Raw genomic sequence first — 17,917 nt, forward strand, 5'->3', positions numbered from 1 at the left:
AAGCATCGACGCAATGCATTCGCAACAATGCGGGGCTACTTTCTGGCCATTATGTCCGCACTCGAACAGGCCATCACCGCCTCCTTCGCCGCGCGGGAGCCGGATCGGCCCGCACTGTCACCTCTGCGTGCGCTCGGCCGCCGTCAGCTGTCGGGGATCGAAGTGTTCGCGCAGTCGGTGGCGACGACCGCTCCTGCGGCATCGATGGTGATTCTGCCGATCACGATGTTGAGCCACGAGAGATTGCTCGGCGGTCTGCTCACAGTCTTCGCGGCCACGATCGTCGTGTCGTTGATCGCATTCTGCGTCTCACAGTTCACGAGGCGGTTTTCGTCGTCCGGCGGGCTCTACAGCTTCGTGACGAAAGGGTCCGGGTCACGTGGGGCGTTGACCGTCGGCGCAGCGATGTTGTGCAAGTACTGCGCCAGTGGCGCGCTGACGCTGTATTTCGGCGGTCACGCTGTGCGCACCGTGCTGCGCGAGGTCGGGATACCTACCGGTGGAGTCGCTGGCGCACTTGCGATTCACGTCGTGCTCGCGCTCGGAATACTGGCATGCCTCGTCCGCGGAGTCAGATTCGCTGCGACTGCAATCCTGGTGGTCGAGCTGTGCTCGCTGATATTCATCACCGCGCTACTGCTGTTGCCGGACAACAGGCCGGTCATCGTCGAGCCGTCCGGATCGCCCAACGGTCTACTCCTCGTCGCTCTCGGTGCAATGTTCGCACTCGCGGGGTTCGAGAGCGCAACCTTCTTCGGTCCCGAGGCCAAGCGTCCGCTCGTCACTGTCACCAGAACCGTTCTGCTCACCCCGATCATCTGCGGTGCGCTTTTCACCTTTTCTGCATGGGCCGTGTGGTCCGGTCGCGGAGGGGTGCTGCTCGGCGCCTACCAGCACGGGACGTCGACGGGTATCGATGCGTGGCTGGTCATCGCGTTGAACCTCGGGCTGAGTTGCTCGTGGCTCGCCTCGGCAATGGCGTCGTCGAATGCGGCGTCGAGACTCGTCTACACGATGGGGATCGAAAACGTCGTGCCCCATCGGTTCGCCCGCGTCCATAGAACCTTCCGAACACCGCACGTCGCACTCTGCGTAATTCTCGGTGGATCGACCGTGATCAGCTCGACCTTCGTTGCGCTCAGTGGTTCGGTCGTGCTCGACGACGTCCGACTTCTGGCGCGGGCAGCACTCATCGTCGGATACGCCGTCGTGGCGATCGCAGCAGTGGTCTTCCTCAGGCGTATCGGAGAACTCACCGCGACGGTTGTGCTCGCGGGAGTCCTCGCGTGCGGCGCAGGATGCGCCGTCCTGGGCAACCTCGTCGTGACGGCGGGTATCGAGCAGAACGTCACGATGGTGGTCATGCTCGGTGTACTGGCGCTTTCCGGATTCTGCTGGCACGCATACCTGTACAGGCGCAGTCCTCGAGCCCTCGCCGCGGTCGGAGTTTTCGACAGCGCCGAAAGCAGTGATGTTCTTCCGGGTTTCGCCGCATACGGGGAGAATGCGCGCGGCGCAGTTGCCCTGGTGAAGAGCCCCTGGACCGACGCGCGCTGATGGCGGTGAGGACAGCACGGGCAACCGAAGTCGGAGGACACGAACCTCGTGCAGTCCAGAAGGCGCTCGCGTTGCTCGAGGCCGTCGCACATCTAGGTTCGGGGGCAACGGCCAAGGAAGTCGCGCACGCCACCGGAATTCCACCCGCCACGGCGTACCGACTGCTCAATCTCCTAGTGGCCGACGGCTTTCTGGTGCGTATCGAAGACCTGTCGGGCTTCGCTCTCGGTCGCAGAACGAGAGAGCTCGCCATAGCGGCCCCCGCGAGCGTGGTCGACAATCACCACATCGTCGACGAGCTTCGTGCCCGCATCAGATTCGGGGTGTACCTGGCGTCGTACGAGAACGATCGAATTCAGTTGATCGATCGAGACCCGGACCACGAACTGTCCGGGGAGACGGCATTGGTGACTCATGCCCATGCGTCGGCGATCGGGAAACTGTTGCTGGCCAACAGACCCGATGGCGTCGTACTGTCCGATCTCAGGAAATTCACGTCCCACACCATCGTAGATCTGGCCGAGCTCGCGATAGAGCTGAGCCGGATCCGCACGACCGATATCGCCGTCGAGACGGACGAAATCAAGGTAGGACGAGCGTCGGTGGCCGTCCCAGTCCGCGACGACGGTGGACGAGTATCCGGCTCTCTCGCGGTGATCGGGCGGACGGGCAGGTTGGTGCACGACGACCCCGATCTGATTTCTCTGCTCAGGTCGACCGCGAGTCAGATGCGATTGGCGTATTCGACGGAGTAGTCGTCACGACGTCCGACGGCGACAGATCCTGCACCGATGAATGCCCGAGCCCCAACACCGCGGAATCGACGCCACCACGAAGGATGTCCAGCACGTTCTCGACACCGGCCTGACCGCCCGCTGCCAAACCCCACAGGTAAGCACGGCCGATCATGACTGCTCGGGCACCAAGGGCAACCGCCTTGACGACGTCGCTGCCTCGCCGGACTCCACCGTCGAGGGTGATCTCCACTCGATCGCCGACCGCGTCGACGATCGAGGGCAATACGCGAATGGTTGCGGGTGTGCCGTCGAGATTGTTCCCCCCGTGGTTGGACACCGAAATCGCAGTCACACCGATGTCGACGGCTCGTTGAGCGTCGTCGACACGGGTGATGCCTTTGAGCATGAACGGACCACCCCACTGCTCACGCAACCACGCAATGTCCTCCCACGTCGGCAACGGGGTGGACATCCAATCGCGGTACGCGCCGAAGAAGGTCGGCGCAGGCTTGCCGGGCGGAGCAAGGTTCGGCGCGGACAGATCGGGGATCGCGCCACTTCGCGCAAACTGCCACAGCCATCTGGGGCGGGCAAGAGCCTCCGGCGCAAAGCGAGTCATCGCGGCGAGGTTCACCGTCTCCGGGATCGACGGGCTTCCCCAATCACGCCCTTCCGAGAACGACCAATCCATTGTCAGGATCAATCCGACAACCCCGGCATCACGTGCGCGATTCATCAAATGCAACAGATACTCGCGTGAGCCGACCCAGTGCAACTGAAAGAACGTCTGCGGGTTGGCTGCGACGACGTCCTCGACGGGTTTGCTCGCGAACAGCGACAACCCCAGTGCGATTCCCCGCGATGCTGCCGCACGAGCAACCGCAATCTCACCGTCCGGATGCACAGCTTGCACACCCGTCGGCGAAACCATCACCGGGAACGAGAGATCCTGTCCCATAACCGTTGTCGACAGATCACGCACGTCCGACAACCCCGCGACGTGCGGGGCGAACCCGAGTTCACCGAACGCCGCCACGTTGTCGTCGACTGTGATGCCCTGCTCCGAGCCCGCCACCAGCGCGGCGTAGACAGACTTCGGTAGACGTTTCTTCGCGCGCCGCTGAGCCTCGGCGACGGTCTCGAACCAACCGGTCACACACCCAGCCTGCGGTCGAACCCGGCCGGCATCACCACATCCGAGGGTGAGAGATCATGCACGGAGGAATGTCCGAGCCCGAGCACAGCAGAATCGACTCCACCGCGCAGAATGTCGAGCACATTCTCCACCCCAGCCTGACCACCAGCCGACAGACCCCACAGGTACGCACGACCGATCAACACCGCACGCGCACCCAACGCGAGTGCTTTGACGACATCGCTACCTCGGCGGATACCACCATCGAGAGTGATTTCGATCTGATCGCCCACCGCGTCGGCAATGGCAGGCAACGCCCGGATCGGTGCCGGGGTTCCATCGAGATTGTTACCACCGTGATTGGACACCGAAATCGCCGAGACACCTGCATCGACCGCGCGCTTGGCATCATCGACCCGCATCACACCCTTGAGCATGAACGGCCCACCCCACTGCTCCCGCAGCCACGCCACATCCTCCCAGGTGGGAAGAGGTGTACCCATCCACTCGCCATACGCACCGAAAAACGTCGGAGCAGGCCCGCCACCGGGCGCAGTCAGGTTCGGAGTCGTCAGATCAGGAATTTTGCCGGTCTTGGCGAACTCCCACAACCACTTCGGCCGCGTGATGCCCTCGGGAGCGAACTGGACCATCGCCTTCAGATCCATCTTCTCCGGAATCGACGGCGAACCCCAATCGCGACCGTTGGAGAACGACCAGTCCAGCGTCATGATCAACCCGACTGCACCCGCTGCCCGTGCACGCTCCATCCGTTGGAGCAGCACCTCCCGTGATCCGACCCAATACATCTGGAAGAACGTCTGCGGATTCGCTGCAGCGACCTCCTCGACCGACTTGCTGGCGAACGAGGACAATCCGATGGGAATGCCGCGGGCAGCCGCAGCCCTGGCAACGGCGACCTCACCGTCCGGATGGACCGCCTGCACACCCGTCGGCGAAATCATGACCGGAAACGACAGTGGCTGACCCATGACGGTCGTCGACAAATCTCGCTTGTCCGACAACCCGGCAACATGTGGGGCGAACCCCAATTCACCGAACGCCGCAGTGTTGTCGTCGACTGTGATTCCTCGCTCCGAACCCGCCACCAACGCGGCGTACACGGACTTCGGTAGACGTTTCTTGGCACGACGCTGCGCTTCGGCAACGGTCTCGAACCAGGCACTCTTGGCCATAGCTGTTCTTCCTATTCCATTCCTGCGAGCGGATTCTCGTCGCAGATCTTGGCCGGCGGCCGCATCATCAAAGTGAGCGGCACCGACGCTCTCGGTGTCTTGCGCTGCCCGGTGCGGGAATGGTCGACGCTCGACTTGGGGATCTCCCCCGCGCCGGCCAACGCCAGTTCACCGTTGCCGATCACGCATTCGGGATCCGGACCATCCATGGGGAGGCCCGTGAAGAATTTCGCGGCCATGCAACCACCGCGGCATGCGTCGAAGTGCGCGCACTTGGTGCACGCGCCCGATGTCTGCGGAGAACGCAGATCCTGGAACAACTCCGATGTCTGCCAGACGGATTGGAACCCGCCCATACCTGGGGATGTCGCTGTCGCGGGACGCGCGTCTCGCACGATGTTGCCGGCGAGGAAGTTCTCGTGGATCGCGAACGGGCAGGCGTAGACGTCGCCGATCGGGTCGATCAGGCAGACGACACGTCCGGCGCCGCAGAGGTTGAGGCCGGGGAGCGCGTCACCGAACGCCGACAGATGGAAGAAGGAATCACCCGTCAGAACACCTTCACCGTTGGCGACCAACCAGTTGTACAGCTCACGCTGCTGACCGGCAGTGGGGTGCAGATCGTCCCACACATCCGCGCCGCGACCGGACGGACGAAGCCGCGTGATACGAAGCGTCGCACCATATTTGTCGGCCAGTGCCTTGAACGTGTCGAGCTGGCTCACGTTGTGTCGGGTGACGACGACCGAGATCTTCGCGTCCTTGAAGCCCGCTTCCTGCAGGTTCTCGAGAGCGCGGATGGCCATGTCGAACGAACCGGGCCCGCGCACCGCATCGTTGACCTCGGCGGTGGCACCGTCGATGGAAATCTGCACGTCGACGTAGTCCGACGCGGCAAGCCGAGCGGCGACCTTCTTGTCGATCTTCACGCCGTTGGTGGAGAACTTCACCCCGACCTGGTGCGCAGTCGCGTAATCGACCAGCTCCCAGAAATCACTGCGGACCGTGGGCTCGCCGCCACCGATGTTGACGTAGAAGACCTGCATCTTCTGCAGTTCGTCGATGATCGACTTGCACTGCTCGGTAGTCAGCTCGTTCGGGTCGCGACGACCCGAGGAGGACAGACAATGCACACACGAGAGGTTGCAGGCATAGGTCAGCTCCCAGGTCAGACAGATCGGAGCATCCAGTCCGAGTTCGAACTGATCGACCAACTTACCGACCGCGGGCGGTGGTGCTGGTCTTTCGAGCATGGAGGTCATGGGGCTGTCCTCTTCGTCGGGGGGAAAGAGAAAATCGGGGCAGTCGGGAAATCAGAGAGTGGTGATCATGCGCGAATCAGCCAGAGTGGCCAGAGCTTTCACGTACGGGGCCATACCGGCCTCGTCGATGCCTGCCGCAGCGATCGCCGAGCGCATATCGGGATGCTCGGGTAGGGACTCGATGATCGCTACGATGGTGCGATTCTTGAGAAAGGAGAGCTTGCGCGTCCCGAAGTGGTAGAGCAGCGCCCCGAACGACTCGGGACGCAGCGCCACCTGCGGGTGAAGGGCCCAGCGTGCATCGAGATCCAACGCGTCGACGACCTTCACAGCGGACATGTCAGTACACGCCGCACATACCGTCGATGGAAACCTCTTCCACGAGAGACTCTTCGATGAGATCCGATTGGACTACTGCAGCGTCGACGACGTCTGTCTTGGCGTTCTGGGACATCTTGTTCCTCCATCGGCGAGAATCATTCGGTCGATCACAGTCATGGGTGACAGTGACTCGGTTCACCACAATAATGGCATCGAGTGCATAATGACAGCAAACGGAGAGAAAAAAGTGGTCAGCCGCAAGAAACCATCCGGCCGGGTAGGTCGCCGCCCGTCCACGACGAGGGGGCAGATCAGCGATCTCGGCATCGAACTCTTCGCCACGAATGGCTTCGACTCCACGAGCGTCGACGACATCGCCGAGGCCGCCGGCATAGCTCGTCGTACGTTCTTTCGATACTTCCCGTCGAAGAACGCCGTCCCCTGGGGCGACTTCGACGAGCAACTCGCCGCTCTTCGTTCCCTGCTCGCCGGCCTTCCCGATGAAATCTCGCTCGCCGACGGAATTCGATCGGCTCTGTTGCAGTTCAACACCTTCCCCGAGGACGAGAAGGCAGTACACCGCCAGCGGATGGCCCTCATCCTGCGAAATCCAGCTCTGCAGAGCTATTCGATGCTTATGTACGAAGGCTGGCGTGACGTCATCGCCGAATATGTGGCAGCACGAACGCATTCCGCACCGACGGACCATTTTCCGCGAACCGTTGGCTGGATGGTCCTCGGTGTGGCAATGTCTGCGTACGAGCAGTGGCTGACGGACGAGACGCTCGATCTTGCCCAGTTGCTCTCCGACGGCACTCGTACTCTCTACGCCGGACTCGACCTCCCCGCAGCGAAAGAACCGACATGACCGAACTCGACGCCCTGGCTCCGAATTGCGCTGCTCCCGCTCGTGACGGTCGCTGGGGATACGAGGACATCACGGTCGAGTTCTGCGATCAGCTCGCTCCCGGCACGATCGAACTGGACCGCGCCGAATTCCTCACCGTCCGGCACGGCCTCGATTCCGCGCACATCGGTGAGAGTCTCGTCCCGAGAGTCACCGACTTGAATCTGTCGCAACGCGAATTCGAAGTCGTCATGGTCGGACTCGTGCGATCGACGGTCGCCGATCCCGTCGAAGCCTGGACCACCTACTATCGCAATTCCCTCGACGATCTTCTCGGCGGCACTTCGGATTTCGCACCGGTCCACAGCCGCGCAGAATCCCTCGTACAGGGAAGCGTCCTCGACCTCGGGTCGTGCTTCGGGTTCTTTCCGCTCCGGCTCGCGCTCCGCGGGATCGACGTCACTGCCACCGACCTGTCCGAGGGAACGATGCGACTGCTCGGCACGGTCGCTCCGCACCTGGGCGCCACCCTCACCGTCATAACCTCGGATGCTGCCGGGGTACCGGTCGCCGACAACTCGGCCGACACTGTGACGGCGCTACATCTCCTCGAACACGTCGACGACGAAGTCGGCACTCGGATCGTCGAGGAGGCGATTCGAATCGCCCGCGCACGCGTCGTCATCGCCGTGCCCTATGAGTCGGAAGCGACTGCGTGCCACGGCCATATCAGGACGTTCGACAACGATGCACTCGCCGCGCTCGGCCGACGCACCGGCGTGCCTTTCGAGATCGACGAATATCACGGTGGCTGGCTCGTCCTCGATACCTCCCGCCTCGGTACCTCCCGCACAGTGGCGTTCAGATGAGTCCCTGTTTGCTCGCGGCGTAGACTGCTTCGGCGCGACGGCTCACTCCGAGTTTGCGCATGATGTTGCTGACGTGGAACTTGACCGTCGTCGCCGAAATGAACAGCTTGGTCCCGATGCCGGCGTTGGACAAGCCGGTTGCCAACAACCGGAGCACCTCGAGTTCGCGGTCGGTCAGCCTCTCGACCGCCGATCCTTGACCATTGAGGGACCGTATGACCGCAGACGCGCTGCGCGAGTCGAATGCGCTTTCGCCGCGCGAGACAGCCCGGATAGCGCGTACCAACTCGGTAGTGTCGACGTCTTTGACGACGTATCCCCGAGCACCTGCGTGCACGGCCTCCACCACGAGCCGATCATCGAGAAACGTTGTCAACACCAGCAGCCCGAGACCGGGATGCGCGCTGGACAGCTGCGCGCACAGAGCCAGTCCTTCGTAGTCCGTACTCGCCGAGAGCTTGAGGTCCATCAGCACGATGTCCGGCTGGACTCGCTCGACGACGGCGAGCCCCTCCCCTCGTGAGGATGCTTCACCGACGACGGACAAGTCTGCCTCGCGTTCGAGCACCGACTTCAGCCCGTCACGGAGTATTGCGTGATCGTCGACCAGCACGATCCGGACCAACGTTGTCTCAACTGTCACGACTGCTCACTCTCTTGGGAAGGAATGCGCACCGAAATCCGCACACCTCCGATTCGGGCCTTACGGATCTCGAGCACGCCGCCGTGCTCACGTGCTCGCGCTGCCATGTTCGCGAGCCCTCGATGCCGTCCGTCGACGTCGTTGCTCTCTGCCAAACGCAACATCAGTCGCAGATGCGCCGGATCGCCCTGCCCGTCGTCGGCGATCGACAGGAACACGTGTCCGGCTCGGTACGCGAGCCGAATGACCGCTCGATGTGCGCCCGCGTGAACTGCGGTGTTGAACAACGCCTCACCTGCAATTCGCAGCAAACCGTGTTCACATGCGCTGTCGAGTTCGACGGGAGTTCCCTCGACCCGCAGCGAGACCTGGAGCTCGTCGGGCATGTGCACGACCGAGAGTTGCTCGAGCATCTCCGGCAGCGACGTGCGGTCGTCGTCCTGTGAATTGTTGAGAGCGTAGATCGCCGACCGTAACTGCTCGACGGCGCGGCGGGTCAGCTCTTTCGCCAGATCCAACCGCTCCCGTCGCTCATCGGCGGGAATGTCGTTGCGACACACTTCGATCTGCATCCCGGCCGACAGCACCGCCTGGGTCACGCTGTCGTGCAGCTCTCGTGCGATGCGGTGCCGTTCGTCGTCGAGCACCTGATGGCGGTGCGCAGCGCCGAGTTGACGTTGTGTCACTTCGAGTTCCGCGTTTCGAATTGCGAGATCCGCTGCTGTCCGGTTCGCCTGCGCGTACGCGTTCTCGCTACGTTCGAGCAGCACTCGCCTGCTCTGATACAGTGCCGAATTCTGCAGTGCGACTGCAGTCTGGCTCGCGAGGATACTGAGCACCGCCGAATCCGTTGCATCGAGCACTCGCCGCGTCGGTGTCCACGCTGCGAACGCTCCGACCACTCCGCCATCCAATGCGATGGGTACGAATGCGTGGTGCGCCGCGATCTGGGGTTCGCGTCCGTCGCCGGTGGTGGCGAGCCGAATCGCTTCCAGGCACTCGACGACGTCGTCAGGCAGCGGCGGCCCTACGACATCGTCGACCAGAAACGGAGTCGCGTCGGGCCCGAGGACGAGCCGCCGTGGTCCAGCGTCCGGGAGGGCGCCGTCGGCGAGAGCGAAGACGACCCATTGCGCGCTCAGATGGGCACGAGCGGCTTCGGCGACGGCACAGATCAGCGTTTCCGGACCGTCGACCGTGCGTACCAGTGCCCGGGAAATCAGCTCGAGTGCATGCACGACGCGTTCCAGACGCTCGGCCGCGCCTCGATACTGCGGATAGAACGTGCTCTTGCCCGACCGTAAACCTGTCAGCAGTGACAGATCCGGCGGCTGAGTGGTCACAGGGCAATCCTGAACAACGCGGCCATCTCGTCGTGCGAGGCTTGGCGTGGGTTTGTCGACATGCACGCGTCGCGGAGCGCATTGGTCGCGAGTACATCGATGTCGGTGTCACTGACACCGATCTCGCGCAGCCCCTTCGGCACGCCCACCTGGCGCGCCAGCTCCTCCACCCGTGCTGCCACTGCCTGAGCCGCCTCTTCTGCGGACCCACGCCCCTCGGGGAGTCCGAGACTCATCGCTATCGCCACGTAGGGCAATGGATCAGCTGCGGCGTTGAACCTGATGACGTGCGGGAGCAGTACACCGTTGATGACGCCGTGCGGCAGGTCGAGCAGTCCGCCGACTTGGTGGCTCATCGCGTGCGTCGCCCCCAGGATGGCGTTGGTGAAGGCAAGACCCGCTTCGAGACTCGCCTGTGCCATCGACGTCCGGGCCGTCATGTCCGACGGTTCGTCCATCGTGCGTGCGAGGTGCGAGGTCACCATCGTGACCGCACGCAACGCATGGTGATCGGTCAGCTGATTGTGCCCGAGCGAGACGAATGCCTCGATCCCATGAGTCAAGGCGTCGAGACCCGTTGCCGCGTTGAGCCATTCCGGCATCGTTGTCAACAATCTCGGATCGATGACGGTGATGTCTGGAACGAGTGCCCGTCCGAGAATGGTGATCTTGGTGGATCGGGCGGTATCGGTGACTATGCAGAACTGGGATACGTCCGCGCCGGTGCCGGAAGTGGTCGGAACCATGACGAGCGGCGGGATAGGTCGGGTCGCACGGTCGACACCCTCGTAGTCGAGAATCGATCCACCGTTGCCCGCCAGCACTGCAATGCCCTTGGCGGCATCCATGACCGAGCCGCCGCCGATGGCTATCAGTACGTCACAGCCCGATTCCTGGTAGATCTGGTGTCCGGCTTCGATCTCAACGTCCTTGGGGTTGGGAGTGAGCCCGTTCCACGTCGTCGGCGCGAGTCCTTGCTCGTCGAGAAGCAGCGTCAACTGCGCCACCCAACCGGTCTCGATGAGGCCCGCATCGGTGACCACCATCGGCCGTTGTGCGCCGAGGCGAAGGGCAGCATGTGCGACTTCGACGAGCGAGTCCTGGCCGAACACGATTTCGGGCGCATGAAACTTGAGCACCCTCGGCGCCTCGACCGCGCTCCGGTGCGAGTGCAGATCATGCATGGCCTGACTGGTCGAGGCCGCTTCGATCATCGGTTATCGCCTCTGAACTTCCCTGTTGGCGACGGAGCCCGCCACCATGTGATCCAGGTTACAACGTTAGCCGTCGCGGCGCGTCCCTGCCCACCAGCGGTCGGGCGGGTAACCACCTGCCCGATCGGGTAGGTAGAGGCGACTCGCTCGCCGTTGACACCACCGAACTTCGAGCGGTCTCGACACACACCCGAATCGACCGCTAAACTAGAACACGTTTCAGTTCCGCGAAAGGATGCAGCCCGATGGCGAGTGCCGACCAACAGCATGGTTCACGATCGGTGCTGCTCACAGTGGCCGCGGTGGTCGAGGAGACCGCGGATGCCAGGTCGATCGTCTTCGACGCACCGGCGAATTTCGACTACCGGCCGGGGCAATTCCTGACGCTGCGTATACCGAGCGAGAGGACCGGCTCGGTCGCTCGATGTTACTCGTTGGCAAGTTCTCCGCATGGCGACGAGGCACCGAAGGTCACCGTCAAACGCACCGTCGACGGCTATGGCTCCAACTGGGTATGCGACAACGTCGCTGCCGGCGACGTCATCGAGTCGCTTCCGCCGTCGGGCCGATTCACCCCACCCGACCTCGACGAGGACTTCCTGCTGCTGGCAGCCGGATCGGGAATAACTCCGGTCATGTCGATCCTGAAGTCCGCATTACGCGAAGGAGTCGGCTCGATCGCACTTGTCTACGCCAACCGCGACGAATTCTCGGTGATCTTCGCGGACGAGCTGCGCGCTCTGGCGGCAGAGTATCCGGGCAGACTGACCGTGACGCATTGGCTCGAATCACTGCAGGGAATCCCGAGCATAGATCAACTGTCGACTGTCACAGCACCGTATCGCGAGCGCAGAGCATTCATGTGCGGCCCAGGTCCGTTCATGGATGCCGTGCACAAAGCCCTTGCCAGCGGGGGATTCCCACGCGAGCGTGTCCACAGCGAGGTGTTCTCCTCGCTGACCGGTGACCCCTTCACCGATGCTCCCCCGACGCCTGTCAGCGAGGAAGACAATGCGTCGGCAGCGTCGGCGACGGTCGAACTCGACGGCGAAACGCACACGTTCGCATGGCCGAGAACACAGACTCTCGTCGAGGTCATGCTCACCGAGGGACTGGACGTCCCCTATTCATGCCGCGAGGGTGAGTGCGGTTCGTGCGCGTGCACGATCCGCAATGGCGAAGTCGCCATGGAGAATTCGGAAATTCTGGACGAGGACGACATTGCTGACGGGATGATCCTGGGATGCCAGGCTCGTCCCGTCAGCGATGACGTGCGGATCGAGTTCTGAATACGTCACCAGGGATCGACGAAAATCGTGATGGGCGTGTTTTCTGCCACGACTGCGTCGTCCGCGACCGACGTGCGCGTCACCGTGGTCTCTGCACTGTCACCGTACGGGCCCGCGACCCTCACGCTCGTGAACCCAGCGTTTTCGAGCACATCGACCGCGACGGGCGCCGAGTAGCCGACCACATCGGGGACCGCGATCTGGCCGACGGTGGACGCGGAGGCGACCGAGGCCCCTCCGACGGATACCGCACCGACTGCGGCGATGACAGCAACTGCCTTTTTGAACGAGGTACGCATTTCGAGACTCCTGAACCCGAGTGGATGTTCCTTCCCGATCCACACTCCACTCGAAGGCTGAGGTTCGACGCAGAGAACGCTGTGAGTTCGCTCCGCGCCCCGCGACTATCGAAGAATCACGGCCGTTGTCCGGCAACCGCACCGATCGCCGCGAGCAGTTCAGCGTCATGGCTGATCATCAGCACACCCATACCTGCATCGCGTGCTTCGCTCTGCACGAGCCGCATGATCGACGCCGTCGTAGCAGCATCGAGCATCGCGGTCGCTTCGTCACAGATAAGGTACTGCGGCTCCTGTGCCAGCGCCCTCGCGACACAGGCGCGCTGAAGCTGCCCGTCGCTGACCTGGTGCGGACGACGGTCGAGCAGGTCGACTGTCAACCCGACCCGTTCGGCCAATTCCTCCACCACAATTCTGCGGCGCACAATCGCTGCGGGCTGTTCGATGATCGCGCGCAACGTCATTCGAGGATCGGTCGCCGCCCTGGGCGACTGGAACAACATGGCGACCTGCCGTCGAATCTCCGACGACACAGCCAATCCGACGCCCTTGACCTCACGACCGTCGATCGAGACGACACCTGCTCGTGGCTCGAGGAGCAGTGCGAGAACCCGAGCCAACGTCGACTTCCCCGATCCGGACGGCCCTGCCAGCCCGACGAGACTTCCGGCAGGTATCGAGAATGACTCGCGCACAATCACATCCGAGGTTCCGGAGTAGCCTGCGGTGATGTCGACGGCGTCGAGACTCATGCGACCACTCTCGTTCGATACGACCGATTGCCGACGGTGACCAGCTCGGTAGCTCCGCCGGACTGAGTCGACTCGGGTCGACGCAGATGATAGACACACTCATCGGGCAAGTCCGTCAGTTGCGGCGCGGTTCCGGGCATCGGGTTCAGCCCACGGGATGGCAGCGCATTCAACAGGTCTCGGGTGTAGTCGTGCAGTGGATCGTCGAGCACCGAATGTGCAGGTCCGGTCTCCATGATCCGCGAGGCGTACATCACCGCCACACGGTCAGCGACGGCCGTGCGCATCAACGAGGACAGATCGTGGGTGATCAGCAAGACAGCGGCACCGTCGTCGGCCGAGCGTCTCAACAGCCCGAGGATACGATCGGTCAGGTCCCCGTCGAGGTTGGCGGTCGGCTCGTCGGCGACGATTACAGCAGGATCCCCGACGAGCGCCCCGGCGATCGCGACACGCTGCGCCATGCCGCCGGACAGCTCGTGCGGGTAGCAGTCCAGATCACGCGGATCCAGACCGACCAACCGTGCCAACTCGTCGCATTCATGGTGGGACCGAAGCACTCGAATAGTCTCTTCCAGTTGAGATCTCGCCGTACGCACCGGCGTCAGGTAAGAGGATGCCGATTGTGGGATCAACGCCACGTCGCGTCCACGGAACGACGAGTCGGCGAACACGTCGACGACTCGATCGCGGGTCTGCACCACGACCGATCCCGAGACCGAGGACTCGACCGGCAACATGTTCATGATCGCCGACGCCAGGATCGACTTACCGCAACCCGATTCTCCGACCAGTGCGGTGACGGTTCCAGCAGGGATTGCCAGGTGCACCTCGCTCGCGGCATGCACGACCGAACGGTCGGCCAGCGGGATACGCACCGTGAGATTGTCGATTGTCAATGCGTTCACAGTCTCAGCTCCGAGGGTTTCGGCGGTGAAACCGCCTGCCGTAGCGTCGATCCGAGCACAGCAACCGCGACGGTCGCCACAACCAGAATTCCCGCGGGGAAGACCAGCGTCCACCATCCCCCGAGGAGGAGGGAACTGCGTGCCTCGGACAGCAGAGTGCCCAGACTCGGCTCGTGCGGCGCAAGGCCGAAGCCGAGGAACGACAGAGTCGACTCGTGCCAGATCGCGTGCGGCAACAGAAGAACGACCGCGATCAAAGCCTGAGGCAGGACTGCGGGGAGCACGTGCGCGCCGACGAGGTGCCGACGGTTCGCACCGGCGAGGACCGCGGCGTCGATGTACGGTTGCTCGCGCAGCCCGAGTATCTCCGATCGCACGATCCGCGCGACCTGAGTCCAATGTGTCAACGCGATCGACAACACGATGGCAACGATGCTGCCCCGGAACATCGCGACGATGACGATACCCAGCAGCAGGTGCGGTAGTGCATTGATCGCGTCGGTACTGCGCATGACAACTCGATCGACCCAGCCGCCCCACACTCCGGCCACGACGCCCACCATGCTCCCGATCACGGTGGCCAGCACCGCACAGGCCACTGCGACCACCAACGACGTGCGGATCGCGGCAGCACTGCGCACGAACAGATCTCGACCGGCAGAATCGGTCCCGAACCCGTGTGAGAGCGACGGACCCTGGCGCGCTGCGGCGAAATCGGTGACCCTGTCGTCTATGCCGGACAACCACGGCACCGCGATCGCATACAGCGTGAGCAGCGCGAGAACCGAGCCCGCCAGTACCAGCCTGCGCCTATCCATCGGTCTTCACCCGCGGATCCAACAGTGCAACGGCGACGTCGGCGAGAAGCGATCCGAGCATCACCGCCAGGGTCGTTCCCACCGTCAGCACTGCCAGCAACGCCATATCGAGATCACGGGCGGACTGCACGATGGCGCCCGCGACACCGGGCCAGGAGAACACCTCTTCCACCAGCACGGCCCCGACGACGAGTTCCGGCAGGCGTACCCCGAGCACGTTGACGAACGGGGCCAGCGACGTCGGGACGATGTGTCTTCGCGTCACCATCGACGGCGGGATGCCGCGGGCCACCGCGCCTGCGACGAACTCCTCGCCACGCGCGGTCGACACCGATTCCTTGACTGCGAGCAACAACCACGGCAGTTGCGACCCTGCGAGGACTGCGACCGGCAGGATCATGTGTACGGCTACCCCACCGGGAGTTGGGTCGGCTCCCCCGTCACTGAGTCCCGCGACCGGTAGCCATCCGAGCCCCAGCGCGAACACCGCAATCGCACCGAGCGACATGACGAACGGGGGCAGGCCGGCAACGGCGATGCAGAACCCGGTTACGCAGCGATCGAGGATGCCGCCGCTGCGAATGCCCGCCGTGACACCCAGTATCAGGGCCAGCGTCGCAGCGAGCGTCAGACCCACGCCCGCCAACAACAACGTCCACGGCGCACGCTCGGCAAGGACCTGCGCGACGGGCTGGCCGAACGATCGCGATACCCCGAGGTCGCCGGTGAAGATGCCCTGCAGCCACTGCCAGTACGTGGTGTACCAGGATTGATCGAAGCCCAGCTGTTCGGTGATCATTGCTTTGTCCGCGTCGGTCGTCGTCGTATAGCGCACACCGAGGTACGCGACGAGTGGATCGAACGGCGACACGGCAGCAGCCGCGAACAGACCGGCCGAGACTGCGCCGCACACTGGGACGACGAACAGCAGGCGCCGTCCGATCATGCGGGCAATTCCGCGGCGTCGAGTTCGCCCGTCGTGGCTCGCTGCCGACGTAGTCACCGGCCGCGCGATGGTGGCGGTCACGACTGCCGCGTCCACGTCTGCAGCGACCACCACGGTCCCCACGTGACACCGTGGGAGTGCGGTTCGAGGATCGGACCCGACATCGTCCAGTCCGAGTCCTTCGACACGTAGGTGTGATCGAGGAACACGAGGAACACGAACCCGGGATCCTGGACGTACGCCTGCTGCATATCGCGGTACGCCGCGTCGCGTTCTGCGATGTCGAGGCTTCGCCGTCCCGTTTCGAGCGCCGCGTCGACAGCAGGATTGACATAGTCACTCGCGTTGTCGTAGATGCTGCCCACGTCGGGATTCACGAACGCCGAGTCCAGTGTGTTGTACGCCTGGGTATCCGGGTCGTACGGCTCGGATCCGCCCCCGAGCAACGTCGAATCGAACGAGATACGGGGGTCGATCCGGTCCCACGACAACGCTTCGAGGTTCACCTCCACTCCGACGGCCAAAGCGTCGGATGCAAAGGCCTGAGCCAGGTCTCGCCGGACTGTGTCCGTCGAGTTGTACATCACGGTGAATTCGGCCCGGGTGCCGTCCTTGACGCGGATTCCGTCATCAGCCCGGATCCAGCCGGCTTCGTCCAGTAGGCGCTCGGCCCCGGCCGGGTCGTATCGGAACACCGCGCTCGGATCGTAGGCGTCGCCGTATACCTCGGGAATCGGCGTCGCCGCACTCTTGCCGTATCCGCCCAGGACGTTGTCCACCATGGACTGCCGATTCGCGGCAAGGTTCAATGCCATTCGCACAGCCTTGTCACCCGCGACCGGATTGTCGGTCGGCAACGATACCCCTCGCCAGTCGGCAGAAGCATTGGACGACAACGACATACCATCTTGTCCGTCGAGCGTCTTGGCCAGCAGCGGAGGCAGGTTGGTGCCGTCGATCTCGCCTGCAGCCATCCTCTGGGCGCGGGTGTTGTCGTCCGGGACATACAGCAGGGTCAGCTTCTTCACTGCCGGCGCGCCACCGAAGTAGTTCTCGTTGGCCTCCAGGACCGCACGATCGGGCGAGAGGTCGACGAGCGTGTACGGGCCGGTACCGATCGGTGCCGTGTTCAAACTGGATTCCGCTGCGAGCCCCGGTGTAGCGACTGATTCCGATGGAACGATGCCGATCAGAAGCTTGGTCGGCAAGGCCGCATACGGGTAGGCGAGCCGAAACTCGACAGTGCGGTCGTCGACGGCGACGACGTCGGTGATCATGTCGAACGAGGACCGCACTTCCGACGCCGAGGCGGGGTCTTGGATCGCGCCGTACGTTGCGACGACGTCGGCCGCATCGAAGGACGAACCGTCGGAGAACGTGACACCGTCGCGCAACGGGACCGTCCACACCGTCGCGTCGGCATTCGGGGTCGGAAGCTCCGTCGCCAGCGAGGGTTCGAATCCCGGTAGGCCATCGGCACCGTCGAGCCGTAGCAGACCGTCGTACATCTTGGCCTCGCCCGCAGCACCGTAGCCCGCCACGGGGTTGTAGCCGCCCAGCTCGTAGCCGTCGGCGAGGACCAATCCGCCTGCACTCGACTCGCTCGCAGAATTCGTCGGCGCACTACACGATGCGAGCGCAAACACACACGTTGCGCCCACCGCGACAGCAACCACAGATCCAGTCCGGATCACAAGACCCTCCTCGTTCATCTGAGCAGTTGTTCAGATGGACGAATGGTGTCACAGGGTGTGCGCGTGTGCCCGCGATCGAGCGCCTAC

19 protein-coding genes are annotated in these 17,917 nt (G+C 63.4%); 5 read left to right on the forward strand and 14 right to left on the reverse strand.

The window, feature by feature from the left end:
* The first annotated feature begins 51 nt into the window (after window positions 1-51).
* Both WDS16_RS14225 and WDS16_RS14230 read left to right on the forward strand, forming a co-directional pair.
* Window positions 52-1,557, forward strand: coding sequence for an APC family permease (locus tag WDS16_RS14225; protein ID WP_338885907.1), 1,506 nt, complete (start codon window positions 52-54; stop codon window positions 1,555-1,557).
* Complete coding sequence (locus tag WDS16_RS14230) at window positions 1,557-2,312, forward strand: IclR family transcriptional regulator (protein WP_338885908.1); 756 nt, start codon at window positions 1,557-1,559, stop codon at window positions 2,310-2,312. Before WDS16_RS14225 ends, WDS16_RS14230 begins: the two co-directional genes overlap by 1 nt.
* Here the strand turns inward: WDS16_RS14230 and mftD (WDS16_RS14235) are convergent.
* The 5 genes from mftD (WDS16_RS14235) to mftA are packed head-to-tail and all read right to left on the reverse strand — an operon-like array spanning window position 2,266 to window position 6,341.
* On the reverse strand, window positions 2,266-3,450 hold the full coding sequence (gene mftD, locus WDS16_RS14235; RefSeq protein WP_338885909.1) for a pre-mycofactocin synthase MftD: 1,185 nt from the start codon (window positions 3,448-3,450) through the stop codon (window positions 2,266-2,268). The two genes, WDS16_RS14230 and mftD (WDS16_RS14235), sit on opposite strands and share 47 nt — an antisense overlap.
* Window positions 3,447-4,625: a pre-mycofactocin synthase MftD gene (mftD, locus tag WDS16_RS14240; RefSeq protein WP_338885910.1), complete on the reverse strand. Its 1,179-nt coding sequence runs from the start codon at window positions 4,623-4,625 to the stop codon at window positions 3,447-3,449. Before mftD (WDS16_RS14240) ends, mftD (WDS16_RS14235) begins: the two co-directional genes overlap by 4 nt.
* Window positions 4,626-4,636: 11 nt before the next feature.
* Complete coding sequence (gene mftC, locus WDS16_RS14245; protein WP_338885911.1) at window positions 4,637-5,887, reverse strand: mycofactocin radical SAM maturase; 1,251 nt, start codon at window positions 5,885-5,887, stop codon at window positions 4,637-4,639.
* A gap of 51 nt (window positions 5,888-5,938) precedes the next feature.
* The gene (gene mftB, locus WDS16_RS14250; RefSeq protein ID WP_338885912.1) at window positions 5,939-6,226 is read right to left on the reverse strand and encodes a mycofactocin biosynthesis chaperone MftB; all 288 of its coding nucleotides are present in this window, start codon (window positions 6,224-6,226) and stop codon (window positions 5,939-5,941) included.
* Window position 6,227: 1 nt separating this feature from the next.
* Window positions 6,228-6,341, reverse strand: coding sequence for a mycofactocin precursor MftA (gene mftA, locus WDS16_RS14255; RefSeq protein WP_338885913.1), 114 nt, complete (start codon window positions 6,339-6,341; stop codon window positions 6,228-6,230).
* Between the two features lie 114 nt (window positions 6,342-6,455).
* Here mftA and mftR point away from each other — a divergent pair, with 114 nt between their 5' ends.
* On the forward strand, window positions 6,456-7,076 hold the full coding sequence (mftR, locus tag WDS16_RS14260; RefSeq protein ID WP_338893446.1) for a mycofactocin system transcriptional regulator: 621 nt from the start codon (window positions 6,456-6,458) through the stop codon (window positions 7,074-7,076).
* Window positions 7,073-7,924: a mycofactocin oligosaccharide methyltransferase MftM gene (gene mftM / locus WDS16_RS14265; protein WP_338885914.1), complete on the forward strand. Its 852-nt coding sequence runs from the start codon at window positions 7,073-7,075 to the stop codon at window positions 7,922-7,924. Before mftR ends, mftM begins: the two co-directional genes overlap by 4 nt.
* Here mftM and WDS16_RS14270 read toward each other — a convergent pair.
* From WDS16_RS14270 to WDS16_RS14280, 3 genes are read right to left on the reverse strand one after another with little or no spacing between them, the layout of a single operon-like run.
* The gene (locus tag WDS16_RS14270) at window positions 7,917-8,567 is read right to left on the reverse strand and encodes a MadR family response regulator transcription factor (protein WP_338885915.1); all 651 of its coding nucleotides are present in this window, start codon (window positions 8,565-8,567) and stop codon (window positions 7,917-7,919) included. The two genes, mftM and WDS16_RS14270, sit on opposite strands and share 8 nt — an antisense overlap.
* Window positions 8,564-9,910 carry a MadS family sensor histidine kinase gene (locus tag WDS16_RS14275; protein WP_338885916.1) on the reverse strand — a complete coding sequence of 449 codons (1,347 nt, stop codon included), beginning with the start codon at window positions 9,908-9,910 and terminating at the stop codon, window positions 8,564-8,566. Before WDS16_RS14275 ends, WDS16_RS14270 begins: the two co-directional genes overlap by 4 nt.
* Window positions 9,907-11,094, reverse strand: coding sequence for an iron-containing alcohol dehydrogenase (locus WDS16_RS14280; protein WP_338893448.1), 1,188 nt, complete (start codon window positions 11,092-11,094; stop codon window positions 9,907-9,909). Before WDS16_RS14280 ends, WDS16_RS14275 begins: the two co-directional genes overlap by 4 nt.
* Before the next feature lie 275 nt (window positions 11,095-11,369).
* On the opposite strand from WDS16_RS14280, the gene WDS16_RS14285 reads away from it, so the two are divergent.
* Window positions 11,370-12,413, forward strand: coding sequence for a ferredoxin--NADP reductase (locus WDS16_RS14285; RefSeq protein WP_338885917.1), 1,044 nt, complete (start codon window positions 11,370-11,372; stop codon window positions 12,411-12,413).
* 5 nt (window positions 12,414-12,418) lie between these two features.
* Here the strand turns inward: WDS16_RS14285 and WDS16_RS14290 are convergent, their stop codons facing one another.
* The 6 genes from WDS16_RS14290 to WDS16_RS14315 all read right to left on the reverse strand — a co-directional run bounded on the left by WDS16_RS14290 (window position 12,419) and on the right by WDS16_RS14315 (window position 17,848).
* Complete coding sequence (locus WDS16_RS14290; RefSeq protein WP_338885918.1) at window positions 12,419-12,712, reverse strand: PASTA domain-containing protein; 294 nt, start codon at window positions 12,710-12,712, stop codon at window positions 12,419-12,421.
* 116 nt (window positions 12,713-12,828) lie between these two features.
* Window positions 12,829-13,464, reverse strand: coding sequence for an ABC transporter ATP-binding protein (locus tag WDS16_RS14295; protein ID WP_338885919.1), 636 nt, complete (start codon window positions 13,462-13,464; stop codon window positions 12,829-12,831).
* Entirely contained in the window at window positions 13,461-14,372 is a 912-nt protein-coding gene (locus tag WDS16_RS14300; protein ID WP_338885920.1) for an ABC transporter ATP-binding protein, read from the reverse strand. Before WDS16_RS14300 ends, WDS16_RS14295 begins: the two co-directional genes overlap by 4 nt.
* Entirely contained in the window at window positions 14,369-15,190 is an 822-nt protein-coding gene (locus WDS16_RS14305; protein WP_338885921.1) for an ABC transporter permease, read from the reverse strand. The genes WDS16_RS14300 and WDS16_RS14305 overlap by 4 nt, the downstream gene beginning before the upstream one ends.
* Window positions 15,183-16,259 (reverse strand): ABC transporter permease, encoded by a 1,077-nt coding sequence (locus WDS16_RS14310; protein WP_338885922.1) that lies wholly within the window; start codon window positions 16,257-16,259, stop codon window positions 15,183-15,185. The genes WDS16_RS14305 and WDS16_RS14310 overlap by 8 nt, the downstream gene beginning before the upstream one ends.
* The gene (locus WDS16_RS14315) at window positions 16,214-17,848 is read right to left on the reverse strand and encodes an ABC transporter substrate-binding protein (protein WP_338885923.1); all 1,635 of its coding nucleotides are present in this window, start codon (window positions 17,846-17,848) and stop codon (window positions 16,214-16,216) included. Before WDS16_RS14315 ends, WDS16_RS14310 begins: the two co-directional genes overlap by 46 nt.
* Between the last annotated feature and the right edge of the window lie 69 nt (window positions 17,849-17,917).

This window comes from Rhodococcus sovatensis (assembly GCF_037327425.1).
In the GTDB taxonomy this organism is placed as follows: Bacteria; Actinomycetota; Actinomycetes; order Mycobacteriales; family Mycobacteriaceae; genus Rhodococcoides; species Rhodococcoides sovatense.

What these genes read in the sequence shown, in the direction of transcription:
- WDS16_RS14225 (WP_338885907.1), top strand. Translation starts at nt 52, where the DNA reads ATGTCCGCACTCGAACAGGCCATCACCGCCTCCTTCGCCGCGCGGGAG.
- WDS16_RS14230 (WP_338885908.1), top strand. Translation starts at nt 1,557, where the DNA reads ATGGCGGTGAGGACAGCACGGGCAACCGAAGTCGGAGGACACGAACCT.
- mftD (WP_338885910.1), bottom strand. Translation starts at nt 4,625, where the DNA reads ATGGCCAAGAGTGCCTGGTTCGAGACCGTTGCCGAAGCGCAGCGTCGT.
- mftC (WP_338885911.1), bottom strand. Translation starts at nt 5,887, where the DNA reads ATGACCTCCATGCTCGAAAGACCAGCACCACCGCCCGCGGTCGGTAAG.
- mftB (WP_338885912.1), bottom strand. Translation starts at nt 6,226, where the DNA reads ATGTCCGCTGTGAAGGTCGTCGACGCGTTGGATCTCGATGCACGCTGG.
- mftA (WP_338885913.1), bottom strand. Translation starts at nt 6,341, where the DNA reads ATGTCCCAGAACGCCAAGACAGACGTCGTCGACGCTGCAGTAGTCCAA.
- mftM (WP_338885914.1), top strand. Translation starts at nt 7,073, where the DNA reads ATGACCGAACTCGACGCCCTGGCTCCGAATTGCGCTGCTCCCGCTCGT.
- WDS16_RS14280 (WP_338893448.1), bottom strand. Translation starts at nt 11,094, where the DNA reads ATGCATGATCTGCACTCGCACCGGAGCGCGGTCGAGGCGCCGAGGGTG.
- WDS16_RS14285 (WP_338885917.1), top strand. Translation starts at nt 11,370, where the DNA reads ATGGCGAGTGCCGACCAACAGCATGGTTCACGATCGGTGCTGCTCACA.
- WDS16_RS14290 (WP_338885918.1), bottom strand. Translation starts at nt 12,712, where the DNA reads ATGCGTACCTCGTTCAAAAAGGCAGTTGCTGTCATCGCCGCAGTCGGT.
- WDS16_RS14295 (WP_338885919.1), bottom strand. Translation starts at nt 13,464, where the DNA reads ATGAGTCTCGACGCCGTCGACATCACCGCAGGCTACTCCGGAACCTCG.
- WDS16_RS14305 (WP_338885921.1), bottom strand. Translation starts at nt 15,190, where the DNA reads ATGGATAGGCGCAGGCTGGTACTGGCGGGCTCGGTTCTCGCGCTGCTC.
- WDS16_RS14315 (WP_338885923.1), bottom strand. Translation starts at nt 17,848, where the DNA reads ATGAACGAGGAGGGTCTTGTGATCCGGACTGGATCTGTGGTTGCTGTC.